Origin of the sequence: Oceanobacter sp. 3_MG-2023 (assembly GCF_030688925.1) — a bacterium.
Taxonomy (GTDB): Bacteria; Pseudomonadota; Gammaproteobacteria; order Pseudomonadales; family Oceanobacteraceae; genus Oceanobacter.
This window is the reverse complement of record NZ_JAUYVX010000015.1, coordinates 1-22,224: the sequence shown is the minus strand read 5'-3', so window position 1 is coordinate 22,224 and position 22,224 is coordinate 1. Positions and strand designations below refer to the sequence as shown.

The following is a 22,224-nucleotide window of genomic DNA, read 5'->3' as shown; positions in this document are numbered from 1 at the left end:
GTTGCCGGGCTTAATGTTTGAAATCTTGCCCCTTACCGGTGTTGTGATAGGGTGAGCGCAAACCGCCGTTACGATTGTCGTAGCGGCGGCGCTTTTTTTGAGGTTGTCATGCCATCTCCCACTGCCAGTGTTGATTTTTACCATCGCCATGCCAAACGGCTGGCGGACTGCTACGACGGCCTGACCGTTGAGCAGGTGCACGGTAGCTGGCTGCCTCTGGTGCCTGTGCAGCCAGGAGCACGAGCGCTGGATGTCGGAGCCGGTTGCGGCCGGGATGCCTGCTGGTTAGCGCAACAAGGCTGGCATGTCACTGCGGTGGAACCGGCAGCTGGCATGCGTGAAATAGGTCAACAGCGGTCAACGGCACTGGAATTGGGATCAGACCAGCTGCAATGGATTGATGACTCCTTGCCAGCCCTGAAAAAAGTACCGGATGAGCGTTATCAGCTGATTCTGCTGTCAGCGGTCTGGATGCATTTGTCCATTGCGCATCGGCCAGTCGCTTTGCGGCGACTGGTACAAATGCTGGCTGATACCGGTGTGATTGTGATGACCTTGCGCAGTGGTTCCGGAGATCCTGAACGGCCGATGTACCCGGTCAGTGCCGTTGAAGTCAGAGCCATTGCCAAGCCGCTGAAAATCTCGGTAGAAGAGTTGACCCCAAGAGCTGATCGGGGCGATCTGCTTGAACGCCCTGAGGTCAGCTGGCAAACGGTGATTTTACGGCGCGACCAGGATAGCTGACGATGGCCGCTGGCCGGTCGGTTCAGACGGGGGTTACTTCGACCATCAACTCATCACTCAGCTGTTCCAATGCGGCGGTCAGTGTTTCGTGATCCAGAGTGTCGGGAACCTGTAATTCTGCCCGGGCTTTGAACAGGGATAACGCAGACATTTCTGCCTGGGCGCATTCGCTGCTTAATTCCAGTACATTCACCTCCAGGGTGGCCAATACCCTGGATACGGCCTGGACAATTCCAGGGCGGTCATTACCCACCAGACTCAGGTTCAAATGGTGGCTGCTGCGGTGATCTGGCAAGCCAGCTTCGGCCCGAATCTCGATGCCCTGGCTTGCAAGTGCTGCCAGTTCGGTTTGTAACTCATTGGCAGCGGCAGACTCTTTGAGAGTCACCAGAATAATACCGGCAAACTTGCCCGCCAGATTGGCAAGATGGCTTTCGGTCCAGTTGCCATGGTGGCGACTGATCACGGCGGCAATTGTTTCAACAATGCCGGGCTTGTCATCGGCAATGACAGTCAGAACCAGAGATAACGTCATAAATAAAAAGTACCTGAAAAATGAAAAGGGCATTTTGTGATCAGGGAGGTGTCGTCAAACGCCCTGAGATCAAAAGACTAGCAAGGAGATAGGCCCTTGTCTTGGTTGAATACAAGCCGCTTGTTCTTTACCTGAACGAGCCTGGCAGCAGGGTGTCAGTACTGACTGACGCTATGGTCGCTGCCCGCTGTCTGGTGGCTCCGGGGCATTGGCCCTACAATGCTCAGCCCCGGATAGCCTGGCTGATCTTCGACTTGACAGTCCTGTCGGAGATGACGGGATGATACAAAGAGATGGTGGATTATGAATATGAATGCAAGCATAGCGGCGCTCGCGATCGCAGGCCTGGTATTGCTGATGCCAATGACAGTCCGGGCCAATGACGGTCTTGAACTGACCAGCCGCGCATTTTCCGATGGTGGTGCATTACCGCTTCAATTTACCTGTGACGGTGGTGGCATGTCTCCACCGCTAAGCTGGAGTGGGGTACCGGATGGAACCCGGTCGCTGGTGATCATTATGGATCATCAGCCCAGGCCAGGGCCAGAACCACAGCTTCCGCGAGCACCCGAGTCCAGTTCCAGGCCCAATCCTGACGCTGGCAGCCGGGCAGACGGTGGCACACAGCCACCGCCATCAAAAGGACCGGAGGGCATACGCTGGTACTGGAGCATGTACAATATTCCACCAACGGTGGCGGGTACGGAAGCCGGGCAGTCGGTTGGTACACTGGGTAATAATATTGTGAACCAGAAAAACGAATACGCTCCACCTTGCTCGAAAGGTCCGGGTATCAAAGTCTATACCTTTCATCTTTATGCCCTGTCAAAATCCTTGGATTTGACGCCCGCAGACAAGGTTTCTGCCACCATGTTGCGAAAACACATGCATGATTGGGTGCTGGCATCGGATTCGTTAAGCGTCAGCTTTGAACGGACAGCCATTCCGGCTCATGACAAAAAACCGTAAACATATCGGCTGTGAAACAGAGTCGCTTCGATAAACAATCGCTTTTTCAGGAAAATGGACACATGTTAGGACGCATTATTGTAGGACTCGTGATCGGCATGTTCGCTGGGTTTGTCTTATCCAGTGATTCGACACTACTCAGGGATAAAAGAAACCTGATGCTGGCGTTTCTCGCCTTGATCATTATTGCCTTTATCGGCTCTTCGTTTATGTTCGGCGCACTGTACGGTGTGATGGCCATCGGGGAAGTGGCGTTGGGTCATTGGCTGATACGTAAAATAAAGACGATGCCAAAATCATAATATTGCAGGCTTTCACGGCATCGACACGGAAGCCCCGTCGGTGCTTCCTACATGGCTCCATGCCCGTCGTTGCCTTGCGCTACAGCACCAGGCGTGGGCGTAACGGCACGCCTTCCATTGATCAAAGCGCCGCCATCCAGTAGCCTGTTGGGCTTTTCTGCCATTGATGAAAGAGTCCACCATGAACAAGCATTTTCCGCGTATTGAGCGTTTGCCCCCTTATGTTTTCAACGTTATCGGTGAGTTGAAAATGGCGGCGCGAGCCCGTGGTGAAGACATCGTGGATTTATCGATGGGGAATCCGGATCAGGATACGCCACAGCATATTGTCGACAAGCTGGTTGAAACGGTGCAAAAAGAAGGCACGCATCGTTACAGCCAGTCGAAGGGCATTCCACGGCTGCGCAAAGCCATGGCTAACTGGTATAAGAACCGCTACGACGTTGAGCTCGACCCGGATACTGAAGTGATTACTACAATAGGCTCCAAGGAAGGTCTGGCGCATTTGGCGCTGGCGACGCTTGGCCCCGGGGATGCAGTACTGGTGCCCAATCCGGCTTACCCGATTCATCCTTATGGTTTTGTATTGGCCGGTGCGGATATTCGCCATGTGCCAATGACTCCGGACGTGGATTTTTTTGCCGAGCTGGAAAAAGCCATCAAAAACAGCTGGCCCAAACCCAAAATGCTGGTGCTTAACTTTCCCGGTAATCCGACCGGGCAATGTGTTGAGCTGGATTTTTTTGAACGGGTGGTCGAGATGGCCCGCGAACACCAGATCTGGGTAGTGCAGGATTTGGCCTATGCTGATATCGCCTTTGATGGTTATCAACCGCCGTCGATTCTGCAAGTTGAAGGTGCCCGGGATGTGGCGGTCGAATTTTTCTCGTTGTCCAAAAGCTACAATATGCCGGGATGGCGGGTCGGTTTCTGTTGCGGTAATAAAGACCTGATTCACGCCCTTGGCAGGATCAAGTCTTACCTTGATTATGGTACATTCACTCCCATTCAGGTGGCGGCTATTGCGGCTCTGGAAGGCGACCAGTCGGTGGTGCACGAGATCTGCGAGATGTACAAACATCGGCGTGATGTGTTGTGCAAAGGCTTGAATGATATGGGCTGGCAGGTCGATATTCCCAAGGCCACCATGTTTATCTGGGCACGTATTCCTGAGCCATATCGGGCGATGGGATCACTTGAGTTCAGCAAAAAACTCTTGCTGGATGCCAAGGTCGCTGTGTCACCGGGTATCGGTTTTGGTGAATACGGCGACGACCATGTACGTCTGGCCCTGATTGAAAACGACCAGCGTACCCGTCAGGCACTGCGTGGTATCAAGCATATGCTGCGCAAGGATGGCCATTATCAGGGTGACTGAACTGGGCTGACAATTCGCACCAGGCAGCGCGATATGCGGCAAGGCAAGGCATTACAGCCGCTAAAATACAGTGAACAATATATAAAGAACGGTGATCAGCCACTGCGCTATAGCGTTCGATTTTATCCAGCAAAGAGGAGAAGACCTTGAAACCGGTAAAAGTAGGTATCTGCGGTTTAGGTACAGTCGGTGGCGGTACATTTGATGTACTGACGACCAATGCGCAAAACATTGCACGCCGGGCAGGTCGCGAGATTATTGTGGCGCAGATCGGAGCTCGTCGTCCGAATCCCGCTTACGACACCAGCACTATTCCCATGACTAACGATATTTTTGAGGTGGCCAAAAACCCTGAAATCGATGTAGTGGTGGAGTTGATTGGTGGTTATGAGGTCGCTCGTGAGCTGGTATTAACGGCGATTGAGCACGGCAAGCACGTGGTGACTGCCAACAAGGCATTGATTGCCGAGCATGGCGCAGAGATTTTTGCCCAGGCAGAAGCCAAGGGCGTGTCGGTGATGTATGAAGCCGGTGTTGCCGGTGGTATTCCGATCATTAAGGCGCTGCGGGAAGGGCTGGCCGCCAACCGTATCAACTGGCTGGCAGGTATCATCAATGGAACCGGCAACTTTATCCTGACCGAGATGCGCGATAAAGGCCGGGATTTTAACGATGTGTTGGCAGAGGCCCAACAGCTGGGTTATGCCGAAGCAAACCCTACCTTTGATGTTGAAGGCATTGATGCGGCCCACAAACTGACAATTCTGGCATCGATTGCGTACGGTATTCCGTTACAGTTTGATCGTTGTTACACCGAAGGCATCAGTAATATTACCCGGGATGACGTTGAATTTGCAGAAGAGCTGGGCTATCGCATCAAGCACCTGGGAGTCAGTCGTCAAACAGAAAAAGGCATTGATTTACGTGTGCATCCGACCCTGATTCCGGAAGCCCGGCCGATTGCCAAGGTAGATGGCGTATTAAACGCTGTGATGGTGAACGGTAATGCCGTTGGCGATACGCTGTACGTTGGTGCGGGAGCCGGTGCTGGCCCAACAGCCTCTGCTGTTGTTGCGGATATCATTGATCTGGCGCGGACGCTGGAAGCCGATGCCTCGGTGCGGGTGAACCATCTGGCGTACAACGAAATCGAAGATGAGCAGGTCCTGCCGATGGAAGAAGTGGTCACCTCGTATTATCTGCGCCTTCAGGTGCAGGATAAAACCGGGGTGCTGGCATCGGTAGCCACGATTCTGAGTGAGCGCGGCATTAATATCGAAGCCATCATTCAAAAAGAACCCAAGGAAGGGGAAGAGCTGGCGCAGATTATTTTGCTGACTCACCGTATTGTGGAAAAAGCCATGAATGCGGCGATTGCAGCGATTGAAGCGCTGGAAAGCACCGTGGGTGCAGTAACCCGGATCCGGGTTGAGCAGCTCGACTGACAGATACTGGTAGCAGACAGATGATAGACACAGGCGGCCGTTCTGGCCGCCTTGTTGGTTTTTTCTCCGACGCTTTTTCTCCGCACGCAGTCAGGCGGCCGAAAGGACTCAGGCGCTGGTCAGCAACGCAATCACATCATCGTGATGGCTTTTGGTTTTTACCTTCGGCATCACATGCTGAATGATACCGTCTGCACCAATAATAAAGGTGATGCGGTTGATCCCCATATATTCCTTGCCCATGAATTTTTTCAGGCCCCATACCCCATAGGCTTCGGCAATCTGATGGTCTTCATCCGAAAGCAGGTCGAAGTTGAGTTGATCGCGGTCGATAAATTTTTGTAACCGGGCGGGTGCATCCGGACTGATACCAACGGCAACGGCGTTGTGGGCTGCCAGCTCTGCCTGACTGTCCCGCAGTCCACAGGCCTGGGTGGTACAGCCTGGCGTCATGGCTTTGGGGTAGAAATAAAGAATCAGGGTTTTACCCTGGTAATCACTGAGTGACACGGTATCACCGCGCTGATTCAGTGTGGTAAAGGCTGGTGCCGGAGTTCCGGCTTCTGGTAAGACAAGTGCGCTGCACATAAGGCTCTCCTTATATTCGTTGGATTCATTAGCGCTGCTACAACCGCTACAGCTTGATCTTGACGTCGCTGCGAGGGATACAGCAGCACAACAAGATCTCGCCTTCATTCAGCCAGGCCAATGGGTCGTTGGCGTAATGCACTTCACCACTGAGCAGCTGGGCACGGCAACTGCCACAATAGCCTTCCCGGCATTGAAAGTGGACATCGATCTGCTGGGCTTCTAGAGACTCCAGCAAGTTAGCTGCGTATTGGAAGCGGGCCTGATGCCCATCATTGAAAGTAATGGCAAAAACAGGCGGAGCCATACCCTCCAGCTCGAGCTGGGGTGTCTGCTCCGGCTGTTCGGGGTCACGCTCCGGCAGATATAACTCAACCTGTTGGGCAGAGCTGTCGGAGGTAGCCGGAGGGGGCTCCAACTCGAACGGCGGCAGTCCGGTGCCGCTGTCCGGTTCGATGTTGCCATCCAGCTCAAAGCTGTCGTTCGCTGACGAAGACAGATCCTGGTGGTTGCTCTCCGGGGGTTGACTCATGGGATATGGACGACTCATCAAAGATCAAAGTCGCCGAGATCGTTGGTGTCAACTTCACTGTCGAGAGCACCGACCAGGTAGGAGCTGATTTCAGATTCCTGTGGAGCGACCTGGACGTTGTCGCTGTTTAACCAGGAGTTGATCCAGGGCAGCGGGTTGGAGCGAGCTTCAAAAATACGATCAAAGCCCAGGGCGGCGATACGCTGGTTGGTGATGTATTCAACGTACTGACAGAGAATATCCTTGTTCAGGCCAATCATGGAGCCGTCCTTGAACAGATAATCGGCCCATTCTTTTTCTTGCTGGGCGGCTTCGGCAAAGATACGGACAACATCGGCCTTGCACTCTTCGGCAATCACGGCAAAGTCGGCATCATCTTTACCGCGAGCAATAATTTGCAGCATGTGCTGGGTGCCGGTGAGATGCAGCGCTTCGTCACGGGCAATCAACTTGATGATTTTGGCATTACCTTCCATTTTGGCCCGTTCGGCAAAAGCGAAAGAGCAGGCAAAGCTGACGTAAAAACGGATGGCTTCCAATACGTTGACGGACACCAGGGTCAGATACAGACGACGCTTGAGCTCGTGCATATTGACTTCAACGGTCTGGCCGTTGACGGTATGCGTACCTTCGCCCAGTTGCTGGTAATAATTACTCAGTTCAATAAAGCTGTCGTAGTAATGTGTCACTGAGACCGCCCGGCGAGTGATGTGCTCGTTACGGGTGATGTCGTCAAAAATCGTTGCCGGATTGGGCACGATATTACGGACAATATGGGTATAAGAGCGGCTGTGAATGGTTTCACTGAATGACCAGGTTTCAATCCAGGTCTCAAGTTCCGGCAGCGAGACCACGGGCAAAAATGCCACGTTGGGAGAACGTCCCTGAACCGAGTCGAGCAGGGTTTGGTATTTCAGGTTGCTGACGAAGATGTGTTTTTCATGATCGGGCAGATCAAGAAAATCCTTACGGTCGTTAGTCAAATCCACTTCTTCAGGGCGCCAGAAAAACGACAGTTGTTTTTCGATCAGATTTTCAAAAATCTTGTGTTTCTGTTGATCATAACGGGCAACATTGACGTGCTCGCCAAAAAACATGGGCTGTTTGAAGGTATCAAATTCGTTGCGGTTGAAGGTGGTGTAGGCCATAGCCAGTATCGTCTCGCTGGCCTGTTCGGCCGTTGTCATTCTTCGGATTGAAAAGACCCGTGTGCGCTTCCTTACACAGCGGGTTGTTGCCGGTACTATCAACATAGCGTGTTGATTGTACCGGCCTTGTGCAGTGTTAAAAGAGAATCAGTAGAAAGTACGTTGAATTTTTCGTACTAGATTTTACAGGCTCCGCCTGCGCAGTCATCGTCTTCTTCGATCACGTCTTTCTGAGGGTCTTCCATGCCATCACGGGTGTTGTGATAGTACAGGGTTTTGACGCCGTATTTATAGGCCATTAACAGGTCGCGCATCAGTTGCTGCATGGGCACCTTGTTGCCACTGAACCGGGCGGGGTCATAGTTGGTATTGGCAGAAATCGACTGATCAACAAATTTCTGCATGATACCGACCAGTTGCAGGTAGCCCTGGTTGCTGGGAATTTGCCATAACAGTTCGTAGGCATCCTTGAGGTTTTTGTATTCGGGTATTACCTGCTTGAGAATACCATCTTTACTTTGTTTGACGCTGATATAGCCCCGTGGCGGCTCAATACCGTTGGTTGCATTACTGATCTGGGAAGAGGTTTCCGATGGCATCAGCGCTGTTAGCGTGGAGTTGCGCAGGCCATGTTCCTTGATTTCCTTGCGCAGGGTCTCCCAGTCGTAGTGTAGCGGCTCATCACAGAAAGTATCGATATCTTTCTTGTAGCTATCGATTGGCAAAATACCCTGAGCGTAGGTGGTTTCTTCAAACAGCGGGCAGGCCCCCTGTTCTTTTGCCAGGCCGACGGAAGCTCGCAGCAGCCAGTACTGAATGGCTTCAAACGCTTTGTGGGTCAGGCCATTGGCTGAGCCATCAGAGTAACGGACGCCGTTTTTGGCCAGATAATAGGCGTAGTTGATAACGCCAACACCCAGGGTGCGACGACCGAGGCTGCCTCGTTCGGCGGCCGGGACCGGGTAATCCTGATAGCTGAGCAGGCTGTCGAGTGCCCGTACTATCAGGTCGGACAGCTCTTCGAGTTCATCCAGGTTGTCCAGGCTTCCAAGGTTGAAGGCTGCCAGCGTACACAGGGCAATTTCGCCACTCTCGTCGTTAATATCCATCAATGGCTTGGTTGGCAAGGCAATCTCAAGACACAGGTTGGACTGGCGTACAGGGGCTTTTTTCGGATTAAACGGGCTATGGGTATTGCAGTGGTCAACGTTCTGGATGTAGATACGACCGGTACTGGCCCGCTCTTGTAACATGCTGGAGAACAGATCGACGGCCTTGATGGTTTTTTTGCGCAGGCTGTCGTCTTGCTCGTATTTGGTATACAGCTGCTCAAAACGTTCCTGATCTTCAAAAAACGCGTCGTAGAGGCCCGGGGCATCGGATGGCGAGAACAGGGTGATATTGCCGTTTTTGATCAGGCGTTCGTACATCAGCTTGTTGATCTGTACGCCGTAGTCGATATGACGCACGCGGTTTTCTTCAACGCCCCGGTTGTTTTTCAATACCAGCAGGGATTCGACTTCGTAATGCCAGATTGGGTAGAACAGCGTGGCAGCACCACCGCGAACACCGCCCTGAGAGCAGGATTTCACCGCAGTCTGGAAGTGTTTGTAAAACGGAATACAACCGGTGTGGAAGGCTTCACCACCACGAATCGGGCTACCCAGAGCACGAATACGGCCGCCATTAATACCAATGCCAGCCCGTTGGGAAACGTATTTGATAATGGCGCTGGCGGTGGCATTGATGGAGTCGAGGCTGTCTCCGGCTTCAATCAGCACGCATGAGCTGAACTGGCGTGTCGGTGTCCGTACGCCTGCCATAATAGGAGTGGGTAGCGATAGCTTGAAGGTCGAAATCGCATCGTAAAAACGTTTGATGAAATCGAGGCGTCGATCCTTTTCATAGCTGCTGAACAGACAGGCTGCAATCAGCAGGTACAGGAACTGGGCACTTTCGAACACTTCACCGGTAACGCGATTCTGTACCAGGTACTTGCCTTCCAATTGTTTTACCGCGGCATAACTGAAGTTCAAGTCGCGGCTGTGATCGAGGAAGGTTTCCATCTCGGCGTAATCGGCTTCGCTGTAATCGTCCAGCAGATGGCTGTCGTAGCGTTTGTTGTCGACCAGTTTGCGCACATGATCCAGCAACGCCGGTGGCTCGTATTGGCCGAAGGCTTTTTTGCGCAAATGAAAGATATTCAGGCGCGCAGCCAGATATTGATAATCCGGTGCCTGGTCGGAAATCAGGTCGGCGGCGGCCTTGATCAGGGTCTCGTGGATTTCTGAGGTCTGGATGCCGTCAAAAAATTGCAGATGGGCACGAAGTTCAACTTCGGAGACGGAGACGTTATCCAGTCCTTCTGCGGCCCAGGTAACCACTTTGTGGATCTTGTCCAGATCCAGCAGTTCCTGACGACCATCGCGTTTACTGACTTTGAGAGCGCTATTCATGTTAAGTGTGCCTGTACTCGAAGGTATTCTGATCACGTCCATGCCTGATAGTGACTTGTCTCCGGCCATTGTTCTTGCTGCTACCCTGATCTGGTATCAGCGGATGGCGGCAAGTTGGGCGCAAAAGGGAAAGTCCTGATGTGTGTCTGTTTCAATCCTGGCCATCAATCAGCAGCGATCGCCTGGCTTTGGATTGTGGCCAGCTCATGGCGTGTTCGTGCTGAATGTAAATTGCTGTGCCTGATTTTAGCATCAAGCAAGCCTGAAGAACGGAACGATTTGATGACATAGCGTGTTCCACAAGCCGAAGAAAGCGGCACAAGATAATGGGCCTTGGCCATGGTTTCAACCCCACATCTAGTGTGGCCTACTTGTCAGGGAGGATCCCGCTTGTGAATAACATGTGTATTAGATGTGCATGAGATGTGGGTGATTTTTAGTATCATATTGGCCTGTTACCACGGAACAAGCTGCAAGCCGCATTGCTTCTGGTGTGTTAACGGTTGCTGGTTTGTTATCAGGGTCGATCGTTTTTGGTACCAGGGACGGAGGCGCTTGCTGATGGCTTGAATGACTTTTGTGACGGAATGCACAGGAGTTAACAGACGGTTTGACTGCTCCGAGCTATAAGCACGATCGGCTGTTAATCTGACAGGTCGCAGTAAATGTTGCGGCAGAACCCCGTAACGGAGAAATCTCTGGATGGCAGACGAAAAAATGGCATATGACTCGGATGATCACTGGCGCATCCTGATTGTTGAGGATGATGAGCGACTGGCAGCACTGACCAAAGACTATCTGGAAAGTAATGGCCTGGTTGTTGCCATCGAAGGTGATGGCAGCCGTGCAATTGAACGTATCAAGACGGAACAGCCCGACCTGGTGGTATTGGATCTGATGCTGCCTGGGGAAGACGGTCTGGCGGTGTGCCGTTTGGTGCGCCCTCACTATCGCGGTCCGATTCTGATGCTGACCGCCCGGACTGAAGATCTCGATCAGGTGCTGGGTCTGGAGATGGGGGCAGATGATTACGTGGCCAAGCCAGTACGTCCACGGGTACTGTTGGCCAGAATTCGAGCCTTGTTGCGCCGGGTTCGTCATCTTGAGGAGACAGTGACCGACACGCCTAATCAGGAAAATCGTTTGACGTTCGGTAATCTGGTGGTTGATAGCGCCATGCGGGAGGCTTGGCTGGAAGGGCGCAGCATCGATTTGACCAGTGCCGAGTTCGATTTGCTCTGGTTGTTGTGCAACAGCGCCGGGCGAGTATTAACACGTGAAGAAATTTTCCATCAGCTGCGGGGGATTGAATACGATGGGCAGGATCGCTCGATTGATGTCAGGGTGTCTCGTATTCGTCCCAAGGTCGGCGATGATCCGGTCAATCCTCGCCGTATCAAGACGGTGCGCAGCAAGGGATACCTGTTTGTGAAAGAGCTGTAATGACCTTTCTTCCTGATACGCGGGCCATGCTGTTTCGGCCGGTTGGCTGGTGTTGTGGTGTTCGTATTGGCCTGGGTCTGAGGGTGGACGGATGAGTATCATGTTCTTGCGCGTCTATGGCACCCTGATAATGACCATCAGCGGTATTGTTGTATTTTGCCTTTTGTCGCTGAGTCTGATTCGGTATATCAGTTTGCATGAATACTGGGAGCAGGATCTGGGGCGTCCTTTGCAGGTGCTGAATAGTGGGGACATGGGAGAACGCTTTCGCCAGTCACTGCAACATGGCTGGGTTGAACAGGCTGGTCTGGGGACTCTGAACAGCTATGAACGCTACCGTTTATTACGAGGCCGAGTGATTACGGTACTGGACGATAGCGATATGCAGTTTCGTTTTTTGAGTGGGGGTACCAGCTCGCCTGATGCATCGTTGTTGTCTGCCTATCCCTCGTCCGTCCCCAATATTGACGATTTGAGTCGTGTCGTATCCGGCGCTGTGGTGACCTTTTATTTTGATGGCAATATCGAGCTGGCCTGGGCGCAATTTGCGGATTTGATCCGGCATCACTACCAGGTGTCCGAGATGGATGCGGTCAGTTATGAACAGTGGTTGGCAGAGCAGCTGACGGTGCCTGTCCGTCTGGCCGTGATGAAATCGGCTCCAACTTATCCTGTGTCTTCCCGGCTGGTCGATGTACGGCTGGGGGATAATTATCATTTGATGATTGGGCCGTTGAATACTCCGCGGCAAACTCCCGCTTACACCTGGCTGATTCTTGGTTTAATGGCAGTACTGGTGCTGGCTCTGGTGGTTTTCTGGCTGGTTACAACGCTGGAGTCGGGGCTGCGGAATCTGGACCAGGTAACGGGACGTCTGGCGCAAGGGCATTTGTCGGCCCGTATTGCGGTGACGGGAGTTGATCCGGTCAATCGCCTGGGCAGTTCCTTTAACAAGATGGCTGAGCATATTCAGCGGCTGATTGATATCCAGCGAGAGATGCTGCGGGCCGTTTCCCATGAGTTAAGGACGCCGGTGGCCCGCTTGCGTTTTGGATTGCAAATTATTGAAGATGAAGTTGAGTCTCCGTACCTGAAGCAGCAGATACAGGGGATGGATACGGATATTCAGGAACTGGACCAACTGATTGATGAAATTCTGACGTATGCCCGCCTGGAGGAAGGTGGGCCGTTATTGGAGTTTCATGAAGTGGTCTTGACGGATATTGCTCGTCAGGTTGCTGCGGAAGCGCGACCACCGGCCCATATCGAGGTGCTGTTTCTGGAAACCGAACGGTTACAGAATACGCTGGTGGAAGTAGAGCCTCGCTATATTCATCGGGCGGTACAAAATCTGGTGAGTAACGCTTGTCGTTACGCCCATTCCCGCGTCCAGGTGCGTTGCAGTGTTGCGGTGGATACATGCCGTATTGATGTCGAAGATGATGGCCCGGGTATTCCGGAAGCCGAATGGCCAAAGGTTTTTGTGGCTTTTGCCCGACTGGATGACAGCCGTACCCGCAGCTCAGGTGGTTATGGTTTGGGTCTGTCGATTGTACGGCGTATCGCTTATTGGCACGGTGGGCGAGCCATCGTTGGTCGCAGTGAACAATTGGGCGGTGCCAGATTCAGCCTGATCTGGCCGCGCTACCATATGGACTAGATCATTATGCCATCGATCAGATCATTTGGTCTGGCGTATAGGCTCAATCCCTTGCAGGCGATCGAAACAGGTATCAATTGACAGGTCGAGAAAATCCTTGATGTAACTGTCGTCTTGCTGATCAGTACGAATCGCTGCATACAGGGTTGGCCATATGCCCTTGCCCAATGGCAAGGCACTGATCAATTTGGCATCCAGGTAGGGCTGTAAGGCCCAGTTGGGCAAACAGGCGACACCGCGGCCACTGGCAACCAGCTGAATCATCATCAGGGTCAGCTCGGTCTGGCGATTGGCAACTGGCTCTACACCTGCCGGCAGTAGAAAATGCTGATAAATATCCAGCCGTTTGCGTTCAATCGGATAGTGAATCAGGGTTTCGGGGGCGAGGTCTGTTGCCGTTACCTGAGCCTGGTGTGCCAGTGGGTGCTGGTTGGAAACGGCCAGTAACGATTGATAGCGAAATAACGGCCGATAGTGGATACGGCTGTCGGGTTCCGGGTCGGAGGTGATTACCAGGTCGATATCCCCTCGGGTGAGCGCCGGTAACGGGTCAAAATGGAAGCTGGTGGTGAGGTCTATTTCGACATCGGGCCAGTGATCCCGGAAACGGTTGATCGCGGGCATCAGCCATTCAAAGCAGCTGTGGCATTCAATCACCATATGCAAGCGGCCGGTTTCACCACCGGCCAGCTTTTTTAATGCCAGCTCACATTGCCGTAACTGCGGCAGGATCTGATCAGCCATTTGCAGCATTTCCAGACCGGCACGGGTGAAACGTATCGGTTTGGATTTACGTACAAACAAGCGCACGCCCAGCTTGTCTTCGAGATCCTTGAGCTGATGAGAAAGCGCCGACTGGGTCAGATACAGCCGCTTGGCGGCTTCGACCAGCGTACCGCCATCACGCAGTGCTACCAGAGTTCTGAGATGTTTGATTTCTAGCATGGCTTTGAATTTAATTCATCTTGTTGGTTAACAGTATGATATTAGTTCAAGCATGCCCGAAAGCACAGAAGGATTTCAGAATGGCAGCTGTTGAGGATAAAAAAGAGTCGCGACTTGCTGTCGATATGATTCTGATACCCGCTGGCAGAGGCCCAATCAAGGGCCATCACCAGTGAGCGAGCGGGGTTAACGGCTATTTGTTTTGGGCCTTGTTGAGCAAGAATTCCATCAGCGCTTTTTGCGCATGCAAGCGGTTTTCAGCTTCATCCCATACAACAGCCCGGGGGTCATCCATCAAGGTCATACTGATTTCCTCACCGCGGTGGGCAGGCAAGCAGTGCATAAACAGGACGTCATCGGCAGCCTTGTCGAGCAATGCTTCAGTTACCTGGTAATGCTTGAATTGACGCAGTCGCTCGGCTTGTTCTTCTTCCTGGCCCATGGATGCCCAGACATCGGTCACAATCAGGTGCGACTGGGTGGCCGCTTCTTCCGGAGATGTCATCAGGGAAACATGATCACCACACTTGGCCAGCAAATCGGCATCAGGCTCAAACCCTGGCGGGACAGCAATATTGAGGTGGAAGTCGAACTGCACCGCGGCGTTCATGTACGATTGGCACATATTGTTGCCATCGCCAATCCAGGTAACGGTCTTGCCCTTGATCGAACCGCGGTGCTCGATAAAGGTCTGCATATCGGCCAGCAATTGACAGGGGTGATAATCATCCGTCAGCGCATTGATGACCGGGACGGTCGAATGCTTGGCAAACAATTCGATATCGGCATGATCGAAGGTACGGATCATAATGATATCGACCATGCGAGACAGCACACGAGCGCTGTCTTCGATGGGTTCACCGCGACCCAGCTGGGTATCCCGAGGCGACAGAAAAATAGCTGCGCCGCCAAATTGTGTCATGCCAGCTTCAAAAGATACCCGGGTACGAGTGGACGATTTTTCAAAAATCATCCCCAGCACCTGGTTTTTGAAGGGCTCATAGACTTCATGGCGATGTTGCATGGCCTTGAGTTCTATTGCTCGTTGTAATACCTGGTTCAGCTCTTCTGAAGTCAGATCCATCAGAGTTAAAAAGTGTCTCACAGCAATTCCTTCGTTATATCGATCAATCTAGCGAATCAATCAGGTTGCACACGATATCGATGATCTTGTCAGCATCATCCTTGTTGAGGTTCAGCGCTGGCAACAAGCGGATCACATTACCTGCGGTGACGTTGAGCAGAATGCCGTATTCCAGACCCCGGGCCATCAGCTCAGGGCAATCCTGATCCATCACCAGTCCCATCATCAGGCCACGGCCACGAATGTCGACCAGGTGTGGGTTGTTGCTCAGCCGCTCCCGGAAGCCAGTGGCCAGGTAGTCACCCATCTCTTGGGCATTGGTGCAGAGATTGTCCGTTTCGATGGTTTCGACAACAGACAGGGCGACAGCACAACACAGCGGGTTGCCACCATAAGTACTGCCATGATTGCCAGGCTGTAATACATCGGCGGCTTCGCCACGGGCCAGACAGGCACCAATAGGGACGCCATTACCGAGGCCCTTGGCCGTTGTAACAACATCAGGGACAAAACCCAGTTGTTGATAGGAGAAGTAGCTGCCGGTACGACCATTGCCGGTCTGGACTTCATCAACCATCATCAGCCAGTGATGCTGGTCACACAAAGCCCGAATGCCTTGCAGATAGTCGGCGCTGGCAGTGGCCAGGCCACCTTCGCCCTGAACGGTTTCGAGCATTACGGCGACGACGTTCGGGTTGGCGCTGGCGACCCTGGTCAGGGTATCGAGGTCGTTGTAGGGGACCCGGAGAAAACCATTCAACAGGGGTCCGAAGCCTTCTTGCGCCTTGGTGTTGCCAGTGGCCGTCAAGGTGGCCATGGTACGGCCATGGAAGGCCTTGCTCATGACAATGATGACAGGTTCATGGATACCACGTTGATGGCCGTATTTGCGGGCAATCTTGATGGCTGCCTCGTTGGCTTCTGCTCCCGAATTGGAGAAGAAGACATTGTTCATGCCAGAGATGCGTATCAGCGCATCTGCCAGTGCTTGCTGTCGTTCAATGCCGTACAGATTGGAGGTGTGTATCAGGCGGCCAGCTTGCTCAGACAGTGTTGCGCTGATAGTCGGGTGGGCATGACCCAATCCACATACGGCAATACCGCATAAGGCATCCAGGTAGGTCTTTCCATCAGTATCTGTCAGCCAACTCCCTTTACCAGAGGTAAAGGTAACGGGCAGGCGGCCATAGGTGTTCATGATCGCAGTCATTCGGGACAGTTCCTTAAAACGCAAAAAGGCAGCCTTGGCTGCCCGGTAGGACATTGACTATACGAAAGCCTCTGGCTGAAGTAAACGGTTTTAGCGGCCAGAATGGTCGCCTGTTATTGATATGCGACAGGGAAGGCCGTGCCAGGAGGGTATGCAATCACTTGTCAGGAATAACGCCATATAGCGAGATATATGGCGGGTATGGGCGGTAACTATTGCTGCCTGCTGCTGCCTGGCTTGTGGATGGCTGATATCACCGCAATACCCGTGGGCTGGTTGTGCTTGCCATATCACCAGCAGCGGCGTTGGTGCAGAGTCGTTATCTAGCCTTGCCCGCGGGTACGGGTGTGATTCGCGCGGGCGTTTTTTTCGATAAACATGATGATTTTGTTGGCGACATCAATGCCGGTGGCTTCCTCAATCCCCTGAATGCCAGGAGAAGAGTTAACTTCCATCACAACCGGGCCATGATTCGATCGTAAAATATCGACACCGGCGACGTTCAGTCCCATGGTGCGTGCTGCCCGCACGGCCGTTGCCCGCTCATCCGGGGTGATCTTGATCAGACTGGCAGAGCCTCCCCGGTGCAGGTTGGAGCGGAATTCGCCATCGGCGGCCTGGCGCTTCATGGCGGCCACCACGCGGTCGCCAACAACAAAACAGCGAATATCAGCGCCACCGGCTTCCTGAATGAATTCTTGCACCATGATATTGGCTTTCAGCCCCATAAAGGCCTCGATAACACTTTCTGCGGCCTTGCGGGTTTCCGCCAGTACCACCCCGATGCCTTGTGTACCTTCCAACAGTTTGATGACCAGCGGTGCACCACCCACCATGGCAATCAGGTCGGGAATATCATCCGGGCTGTGTGCAAATCCGGTGACGGGCAGGCCTATGCCTTTTCGTGACATTAATTGCATAGATCGCAGCTTGTCGCGTGAACGACTGATGGCGACCGATTCATTTAATGGATATACCCCCATCATTTCGAACTGGCGCAGCACGGCAGTACCGTAAAAAGTGATGGAAGCACCGATACGCGGTATCACGGCATCATAGTCTTTGAGCTCGTTACCCTGATAATGCATGGATGGCTCGACACTATTGATATTCATATAACAATGCAGCGTATCGAAGACGGTCACTTCGTGACCGCGCTGTGTGCCGGCCTCAACCAGTCGCCGGGTCGAATAGAGCCTGGGGTTGCGCGAAAGGATCGCGATTTTCATGGTATTTATTTGCTCAAATAGGTGTGTTCAACATCAACGATGAAACGACCGCTAATGGCTTCTCTCCCCAATAGCATAGGATATTTCATGCTACCGCGAGGTGTCAGGCTGAGTTCGATGGGCCATTGCTGGTTGCCGATAGTAACCGGTGTCTTGATGACATAGCGATAACTGCGGGAGCCATTGGAACTGGCGATGCGTTTGCGGGTGAACAGCGGTGCCTCACAGCGTTGATCAATACGCATTTTTTCTCGACTGAACAGCACATGAAAGCTCACCCAGTCCTGGCCATCACGCTGGAAGACCTTGATGTCTTCCGCATGTAAACTGCTGGAGCAGGCACCGGTATCAACTTTGGCGTGACATTGAATACCGACGTCAGGCAGCGCCAGTACTTCCAGGTACCCCAGTGTCGGCTTAGTCATCGGTGTCGATGGCTTCACTGACACCGTCGGTGACGGCCGCTGAGGAGGCGGTAAAGTAAACCTGTTTGCGGCGTAGTGCCGACAGGTACAGAGTCCAGGCTTTTTCTATATCGGTAACAGCTTGCTCTTTACCCTGGCAGACCATGACAAAGTGCGCTTCAACTTCATCTTCAGGTTCCTGGGTGCCTTCGTGCAGTGCTTTTAAAACAGTGCCAAGTGACTCAAGAATCTCGGCCTGGGCGCGAGTAAAGTCACCTGAACGATGAAACCCACGCGGAAAGTTGCGATCATCAAAGTATTTTTTCGGGCTGGCAAAACTCATGATTCAATTCCCCTGTAAATAACATCTAGTGAGTGGCTGGACAGCCAATGTGGTTTCGGCGGAGTATGGTCAGGGCACTTTGCGCGGTAAAACAAAAAATACTTATCGTAACGAACATATAAATTGGTCAAATGGATACAGAACTGCTTAAAACCTTTATGGAAGTCTCTCGCACCCGACACTTTGGTCGCGCGGCAGAAAACCTTTATCTGACCCAATCTGCGGTCAGCTTTCGTGTGCGACAGCTGGAAGGGTTATTGGGCGTTGAGTTGTTCTCACGCCAACGTAATAACATCCAGTTGACGGCTGCTGGTGAAAAGCTGATGCCGCTGGCAGAAAGCACTGTACGGCTGGAACAAAAAATTCGTCAGGAAGTGGCTGCAGAAGCAGGGCAAAGCCAACAAATGGCCATCGGTGCCACTCCCAATTTATGGGACGGTTTTTTACAGCAGCAAATGGCGGGCTTGCTGGATCGGGTTGATGGCTTGTCGTTGACAGCCGTTGCACACAGCAGTGGCAACCTGATTCGTCAGATACTGGAGCGTACTCTGGACCTGGCTTTTCTGTTTGATGCGCCGAAAGTCGATGAACTGACGACCCTGGAAGTAGCACATTTGCCCCTGTACCTGTGTTCGTCAGCGGAAGGCGTGACGATTAACGAAGCGTTGGGGCAAGGGTATGTGCTGGTGGACTGGGGAACTGCTTTTCAGGCACAGCATAACCGACAGCTGAAATTACCGGGCACGCCAGCGTTGCAAACCAATACTGGCCGAATAGCCCTTGATTGTATCCAGTCGAGAGGCGGGGCGGCTTACCTTCCCTGGGGCCTGGTCGCCACCGCGTTCGATCAACAAACCCTGTTTCTGGTAAAAGATGCCCCTGTGATCTCCCGAACGGTTTATGCCAGCTTCCACTCCAATGGCGGCAGCGAGCACCTGGTCGATATGGTTATTCGCCAGATCGCCGCAGCAGAAGCCAACACCCACCCACTGGTTCACCATCTTGACGATGGGATAGGAACAGAATCCTGATGATTAATACCAAAGCCATGGTGTTTACTGAATATGGCTCCCCGGATGTATTGACGCTCCAAACGATTGACGTCGCCGACCCAGGTCAAGGGGAATTATTACTGAAAGTACTGGCCGCCGGGTTTAACCCGTTGGATACCAAGGTGCGCTCCGGGCTGGCACCGGTTGCCACGGAATCCGGCACCACTGGTTGTGATGTCTGTGGTGAAGTAATCGCACTTGGTGAAGGCGTTGATGGTTTTGCCATCGGCGACCGTGTTTATGGCATGACGGGTGGCGTGCGCGGAACCATGGGGACAGTGTGTGAGTATGTGCTTGCCGATGCGCGCCTGCTCGCTCGTGCCCCAGCCAATCTGACCAATGAGGCCGCCGCCTGTTTGCCTGTGGTGGCGCTGACGGCGATGGAAATATTCCAGCGTTTGCGACCCTCGTCAGACAGTCAATTGCTGGTGCTGGGAGGGCTTGGTGGTGTTGGCCGCATGGTCTTGCAGCTGGCGTTGCATCAAGGGTTAACCGTGACTGCCACGGCAGGTAGTTCCGAACGACTGGATATCTTGCGTACCATGGGCGTTGAAGCCTTGGCGCATCATGCCGTTGCGGACCTGGTCGCCTCAGGTAAAAGCTTCGACTGTGTTGTTGATACACATGGTGGTGACAGCCTGACATCCGCATTGAATGCCGTTGCCGCATGGGGTGATGTGGCGACCATCAATGCCCGTGGCACTCATGACTTGTCTCCGGCGCACGCCAAGTCTCTGACGCTCCATGCGATTTTCAAGGCATTGCCATTGTTGACCGGCAAGGGCCGGGAGCAACTCGGCCGGGATCTGGTGCAGTTTGCAGCCTGGGTTGAGGAGGGTGTTATTGATGTACCCGAGCCTGAATCTGTTGCAGCCATCGAATTGGCATCGGTTCATAAGTGGTACGAGCAGGGACAGTTGCAGGGTAAAGTGGCGCTGGTATGGCCAGACCAGACGGTTGCTGATTGATGATCGGCGTCAGCCTGGCCCAATAATCCTCACCCAGAGGTGAGGAGTCGTAACTGTCGATCCGTTCTCGCGTTTTCAGGTGAGGTTGAGCGGGTGGTTAGTCTATCCCGATCCATTTATGGGTCTGGGTACTTAGTTTCCACTGCGGGTTGGCCAGACAATAACTGACGGCCGCTTGTACCGGATTGGCAGGCTGTACCGAGAACAGGGGGATATGATCGCGTTTGGGCGCTTGCTGCAGCGCGGTCATGTCCATGGGCTGCAAGTAGCGATGTGTTGCTTTTATATGCTCGAACTGTTCGGGCATCGCTCCCGGTTGGGGGTATACCAGCTTGAGCTCATCGCATTGCTGCAGCACAACCTGAGAGTTTTCCTTCGGGCTCAGGCAGATCCAGTCAATATTGGCAGGTAGCGGTAACGTACCATTGGTCTCGATGGCGATTTCAAATCCTTGTTGGTGCATGGCCTCGATCAGATCCTCATCCAGCTGCAACGCAGGTTCGCCACCAGTACATACTATATAAGGTGGAATATCCGACGCCGGCCAAAGCGCCCGAAGCAGGGAACACAACTCGTCTTGTGAGTAACGGCCGCCATTTTGCCCGTCGGTGCCAACAAAGTCGGTATCACAAAACTGACAGCTGGCGCTTGCCCGGCCATCTTCTTTGCCATTCCACAGATTGCATTTACTGAAACGACAGAAGACAGACGGGCGTCCGGCGTGTGTGCCTTCACCCTGGAGTGTGTAAAACGCTTCTTTTATACGGTACACCTTTGATGGGGTACTCTTGCTGCTCATGTTGCTGTGCCTGTTTCATAAGCCAGTGGATCGGTAACACCATTTATCGCAAAAGCTTCCAGACGTTCGACGCAAGAGCCGCATTTGCCGCATGCTTTTTCCCGGCCGTTGTAGCATGTCCAGCTCTGGCCGTAATCCAAACCCATGGCCAGGCCATCTTTTAATATGCCAATTTTGTCGCTGTTGAGATAAGGAGTCACAATCTCTACCGCTTCATAGTTGGCGATTTTGGCGACGTCGTTCATGGCGTGGACAAATTCAGGCCGGCAATCAGGGTAAATGGCGTGGTCGCCGCTGTGTGCACCGTAAAAGACCTTGCTGGCGCCGATATCAACGGCATAACCAATGGCCAGCGATAACAGGATCATATTGCGGTTGGGGACCACGGTAGACTTCATGTTGTCGGCTTCGTAATGACCTTCCGGAATATCCTGATCAGAGGTCAATGATGAACTCTGCAACAACTGATTGATGGCGGTGATGTCGATGACTCGATGAGGCAGCCCCAGCTCGTCACAAACATCGGCAGCGAAACGAATTTCCTTGCTGTGTTTCTGGCCATAATCGAAGGTGAGCGGGAACAACTCATAACCTTCTTTATAAGCGCGTTGAAGAATGGTGAAGGAATCCATGCCACCGGAGTAGATGACAACTGCTTTTTCAGACATAAAAACTCCAAGGTTAGCCAAACGGAAAACAGTCCGAGTGGCTCGTAAGAAACAACCTGCCGCTATTGGTAGAAGAGGTCACCTGTTGATGATGCGTGATTATACGCACATCTTAAAAAGTTTATAAAAAGGATTGACTCAAAATAATCCATCCCTATAATGCGCGCCTCCCTACTGCTGATGCAGCAGGGGATGGGGCAAGACTCATCGTTATTGGATGAGTCAGCTTCAGTTCTGGTTTGGCAACGCATCCTTTGGATTCGAACCGCCAATCAGAAAAAACGGATTTAAGGGTTGAATTACTGATTTATCAGTGTATTAT

Annotated in this window: 23 protein-coding genes; 9 read left to right on the top strand and 14 right to left on the bottom strand. The window is 52.8% G+C overall.

The features are described from left to right. Positions 1-51 precede the first annotated feature (51 nt). Positions 52-744 carry a bifunctional 2-polyprenyl-6-hydroxyphenol methylase/3-demethylubiquinol 3-O-methyltransferase UbiG gene (locus Q8W32_RS13705; RefSeq protein ID WP_305415389.1) on the top strand — a complete coding sequence of 231 codons (693 nt, stop codon included), beginning with the start codon at positions 52-54 and terminating at the stop codon, positions 742-744. Between the two features lie 22 nt (positions 745-766). Here the strand turns inward: Q8W32_RS13705 and Q8W32_RS13700 are convergent, their stop codons facing one another. Continuing rightward, positions 767-1,279, bottom strand: a complete 513-nt coding sequence (locus Q8W32_RS13700; protein WP_303433361.1) for a glycine cleavage system protein R — start codon at positions 1,277-1,279, stop codon at positions 767-769. A 309-nt stretch (positions 1,280-1,588) separates the two neighbouring features. Between Q8W32_RS13700 and Q8W32_RS13695 the strand changes: the two genes are divergently transcribed. The 4 genes from Q8W32_RS13695 to Q8W32_RS13680 all read left to right on the top strand — a co-directional run bounded on the left by Q8W32_RS13695 (position 1,589) and on the right by Q8W32_RS13680 (position 5,373). Continuing rightward, complete coding sequence (locus Q8W32_RS13695) at positions 1,589-2,248, top strand: YbhB/YbcL family Raf kinase inhibitor-like protein (protein WP_305415388.1); 660 nt, start codon at positions 1,589-1,591, stop codon at positions 2,246-2,248. Positions 2,249-2,310: 62 nt separating this feature from the next. Further along, on the top strand, positions 2,311-2,550 hold the full coding sequence (locus tag Q8W32_RS13690; protein ID WP_303433359.1) for a hypothetical protein: 240 nt from the start codon (positions 2,311-2,313) through the stop codon (positions 2,548-2,550). 166 nt (positions 2,551-2,716) lie between these two features. Next, positions 2,717-3,928, top strand: coding sequence for an alanine transaminase (gene alaC / locus Q8W32_RS13685; RefSeq protein ID WP_303433358.1), 1,212 nt, complete (start codon positions 2,717-2,719; stop codon positions 3,926-3,928). A gap of 146 nt (positions 3,929-4,074) precedes the next feature. Then, the gene (locus tag Q8W32_RS13680) at positions 4,075-5,373 is read left to right on the top strand and encodes a homoserine dehydrogenase (RefSeq protein ID WP_305415387.1); all 1,299 of its coding nucleotides are present in this window, start codon (positions 4,075-4,077) and stop codon (positions 5,371-5,373) included. 108 nt (positions 5,374-5,481) lie between these two features. Here Q8W32_RS13680 and bcp read toward each other — a convergent pair whose 3' ends face one another. From bcp to Q8W32_RS13655, 5 genes are all read right to left on the bottom strand, one after another. Continuing rightward, a complete protein-coding gene (gene bcp, locus Q8W32_RS13675) occupies positions 5,482-5,961 on the bottom strand; it encodes a thioredoxin-dependent thiol peroxidase (RefSeq protein WP_303433356.1) in 480 nt (159 codons plus the stop codon). A 46-nt stretch (positions 5,962-6,007) separates the two neighbouring features. After that, the gene (yfaE, locus tag Q8W32_RS13670) at positions 6,008-6,493 is read right to left on the bottom strand and encodes a class I ribonucleotide reductase maintenance protein YfaE (RefSeq protein ID WP_305415386.1); all 486 of its coding nucleotides are present in this window, start codon (positions 6,491-6,493) and stop codon (positions 6,008-6,010) included. 17 nt (positions 6,494-6,510) lie between these two features. Next, positions 6,511-7,641 (bottom strand): class Ia ribonucleoside-diphosphate reductase subunit beta, encoded by a 1,131-nt coding sequence (nrdB, locus tag Q8W32_RS13665; protein ID WP_303433354.1) that lies wholly within the window; start codon positions 7,639-7,641, stop codon positions 6,511-6,513. A gap of 176 nt (positions 7,642-7,817) precedes the next feature. Then, complete coding sequence (nrdA, locus tag Q8W32_RS13660) at positions 7,818-10,097, bottom strand: class 1a ribonucleoside-diphosphate reductase subunit alpha (protein ID WP_305415385.1); 2,280 nt, start codon at positions 10,095-10,097, stop codon at positions 7,818-7,820. 164 nt (positions 10,098-10,261) lie between these two features. Continuing rightward, positions 10,262-10,438: a hypothetical protein gene (locus Q8W32_RS13655; protein WP_305415384.1), complete on the bottom strand. Its 177-nt coding sequence runs from the start codon at positions 10,436-10,438 to the stop codon at positions 10,262-10,264. A 361-nt stretch (positions 10,439-10,799) separates the two neighbouring features. Between Q8W32_RS13655 and Q8W32_RS13650 the strand changes: the two genes are divergently transcribed. Further along, complete coding sequence (locus tag Q8W32_RS13650) at positions 10,800-11,540, top strand: response regulator (RefSeq protein ID WP_303433352.1); 741 nt, start codon at positions 10,800-10,802, stop codon at positions 11,538-11,540. Between the two features lie 91 nt (positions 11,541-11,631). Further along, positions 11,632-13,200, top strand: a complete 1,569-nt coding sequence (locus Q8W32_RS13645; protein WP_305415383.1) for an ATP-binding protein — start codon at positions 11,632-11,634, stop codon at positions 13,198-13,200. 21 nt (positions 13,201-13,221) lie between these two features. Here the strand turns inward: Q8W32_RS13645 and Q8W32_RS13640 are convergent, their stop codons facing one another. The 6 genes from Q8W32_RS13640 to maoP form a co-directional block, all read right to left on the bottom strand. Further along, positions 13,222-14,145, bottom strand: coding sequence for a LysR family transcriptional regulator (locus tag Q8W32_RS13640; RefSeq protein ID WP_303433350.1), 924 nt, complete (start codon positions 14,143-14,145; stop codon positions 13,222-13,224). A 193-nt stretch (positions 14,146-14,338) separates the two neighbouring features. Continuing rightward, a complete protein-coding gene (argF, locus tag Q8W32_RS13635; RefSeq protein WP_305415441.1) occupies positions 14,339-15,256 on the bottom strand; it encodes an ornithine carbamoyltransferase in 918 nt (305 codons plus the stop codon). Positions 15,257-15,272: 16 nt separating this feature from the next. Beyond that, a complete protein-coding gene (locus Q8W32_RS13630) occupies positions 15,273-16,439 on the bottom strand; it encodes an aspartate aminotransferase family protein (protein WP_303433349.1) in 1,167 nt (388 codons plus the stop codon). Between the two features lie 323 nt (positions 16,440-16,762). After that, positions 16,763-17,668, bottom strand: coding sequence for a 30S ribosomal protein S6--L-glutamate ligase (rimK, locus tag Q8W32_RS13625; protein WP_305415382.1), 906 nt, complete (start codon positions 17,666-17,668; stop codon positions 16,763-16,765). Positions 17,669-17,673: 5 nt separating this feature from the next. Further along, positions 17,674-18,093, bottom strand: coding sequence for a RimK/LysX family protein (locus tag Q8W32_RS13620; protein WP_303433347.1), 420 nt, complete (start codon positions 18,091-18,093; stop codon positions 17,674-17,676). Continuing rightward, positions 18,086-18,415, bottom strand: coding sequence for a DUF413 domain-containing protein (gene maoP, locus Q8W32_RS13615; protein ID WP_305415381.1), 330 nt, complete (start codon positions 18,413-18,415; stop codon positions 18,086-18,088). Before maoP ends, Q8W32_RS13620 begins: the two co-directional genes overlap by 8 nt. A gap of 131 nt (positions 18,416-18,546) precedes the next feature. On the opposite strand from maoP, the gene hdfR reads away from it, so the two are divergent. Together hdfR and Q8W32_RS13605 are read left to right on the top strand one after the other, a co-directional pair. Beyond that, on the top strand, positions 18,547-19,446 hold the full coding sequence (gene hdfR, locus Q8W32_RS13610) for an HTH-type transcriptional regulator HdfR (RefSeq protein ID WP_305415380.1): 900 nt from the start codon (positions 18,547-18,549) through the stop codon (positions 19,444-19,446). After that, positions 19,446-20,435 carry a zinc-binding dehydrogenase gene (locus Q8W32_RS13605; RefSeq protein WP_305415379.1) on the top strand — a complete coding sequence of 330 codons (990 nt, stop codon included), beginning with the start codon at positions 19,446-19,448 and terminating at the stop codon, positions 20,433-20,435. The genes hdfR and Q8W32_RS13605 overlap by 1 nt, the downstream gene beginning before the upstream one ends. 97 nt (positions 20,436-20,532) lie before the next feature. Here Q8W32_RS13605 and queE read toward each other — a convergent pair whose 3' ends face one another. Together queE and queC are read right to left on the bottom strand one after the other, a co-directional pair. After that, entirely contained in the window at positions 20,533-21,234 is a 702-nt protein-coding gene (gene queE / locus Q8W32_RS13600; RefSeq protein WP_305415378.1) for a 7-carboxy-7-deazaguanine synthase, read from the bottom strand. Continuing rightward, positions 21,231-21,902, bottom strand: a complete 672-nt coding sequence (queC, locus tag Q8W32_RS13595; RefSeq protein WP_303433342.1) for a 7-cyano-7-deazaguanine synthase QueC — start codon at positions 21,900-21,902, stop codon at positions 21,231-21,233. Before queC ends, queE begins: the two co-directional genes overlap by 4 nt. Positions 21,903-22,224: the final 322 nt, after the last annotated feature.

Excerpts from the sequence above, each read along its gene's own strand:
- Q8W32_RS13640 (WP_303433350.1), bottom strand. The coding sequence starts at position 14,145 with ATGCTAGAAATCAAACATCTCAGAACTCTGGTAGCACTGCGTGATGGC.
- queC (WP_303433342.1), bottom strand. The coding sequence starts at position 21,902 with ATGTCTGAAAAAGCAGTTGTCATCTACTCCGGTGGCATGGATTCCTTC.
- Q8W32_RS13655 (WP_305415384.1), bottom strand. The coding sequence starts at position 10,438 with ATGGCCAAGGCCCATTATCTTGTGCCGCTTTCTTCGGCTTGTGGAACA.
- nrdA (WP_305415385.1), bottom strand. The coding sequence starts at position 10,097 with ATGAATAGCGCTCTCAAAGTCAGTAAACGCGATGGTCGTCAGGAACTG.
- Q8W32_RS13630 (WP_303433349.1), bottom strand. The coding sequence starts at position 16,439 with ATGACTGCGATCATGAACACCTATGGCCGCCTGCCCGTTACCTTTACC.
- Q8W32_RS13620 (WP_303433347.1), bottom strand. The coding sequence starts at position 18,093 with ATGACTAAGCCGACACTGGGGTACCTGGAAGTACTGGCGCTGCCTGAC.
- queE (WP_305415378.1), bottom strand. The coding sequence starts at position 21,234 with ATGAGCAGCAAGAGTACCCCATCAAAGGTGTACCGTATAAAAGAAGCG.
- Q8W32_RS13605 (WP_305415379.1), top strand. The coding sequence starts at position 19,446 with ATGATTAATACCAAAGCCATGGTGTTTACTGAATATGGCTCCCCGGAT.
- Q8W32_RS13650 (WP_303433352.1), top strand. The coding sequence starts at position 10,800 with ATGGCAGACGAAAAAATGGCATATGACTCGGATGATCACTGGCGCATC.
- Q8W32_RS13700 (WP_303433361.1), bottom strand. The coding sequence starts at position 1,279 with ATGACGTTATCTCTGGTTCTGACTGTCATTGCCGATGACAAGCCCGGC.
- rimK (WP_305415382.1), bottom strand. The coding sequence starts at position 17,668 with ATGAAAATCGCGATCCTTTCGCGCAACCCCAGGCTCTATTCGACCCGG.
- maoP (WP_305415381.1), bottom strand. The coding sequence starts at position 18,415 with ATGAGTTTTGCCAGCCCGAAAAAATACTTTGATGATCGCAACTTTCCG.
- hdfR (WP_305415380.1), top strand. The coding sequence starts at position 18,547 with ATGGATACAGAACTGCTTAAAACCTTTATGGAAGTCTCTCGCACCCGA.
- yfaE (WP_305415386.1), bottom strand. The coding sequence starts at position 6,493 with ATGAGTCAACCCCCGGAGAGCAACCACCAGGATCTGTCTTCGTCAGCG.
- alaC (WP_303433358.1), top strand. The coding sequence starts at position 2,717 with ATGAAAGAGTCCACCATGAACAAGCATTTTCCGCGTATTGAGCGTTTG.
- nrdB (WP_303433354.1), bottom strand. The coding sequence starts at position 7,641 with ATGGCCTACACCACCTTCAACCGCAACGAATTTGATACCTTCAAACAG.
- Q8W32_RS13690 (WP_303433359.1), top strand. The coding sequence starts at position 2,311 with ATGTTAGGACGCATTATTGTAGGACTCGTGATCGGCATGTTCGCTGGG.
- bcp (WP_303433356.1), bottom strand. The coding sequence starts at position 5,961 with ATGTGCAGCGCACTTGTCTTACCAGAAGCCGGAACTCCGGCACCAGCC.
- Q8W32_RS13695 (WP_305415388.1), top strand. The coding sequence starts at position 1,589 with ATGAATGCAAGCATAGCGGCGCTCGCGATCGCAGGCCTGGTATTGCTG.
- Q8W32_RS13645 (WP_305415383.1), top strand. The coding sequence starts at position 11,632 with ATGAGTATCATGTTCTTGCGCGTCTATGGCACCCTGATAATGACCATC.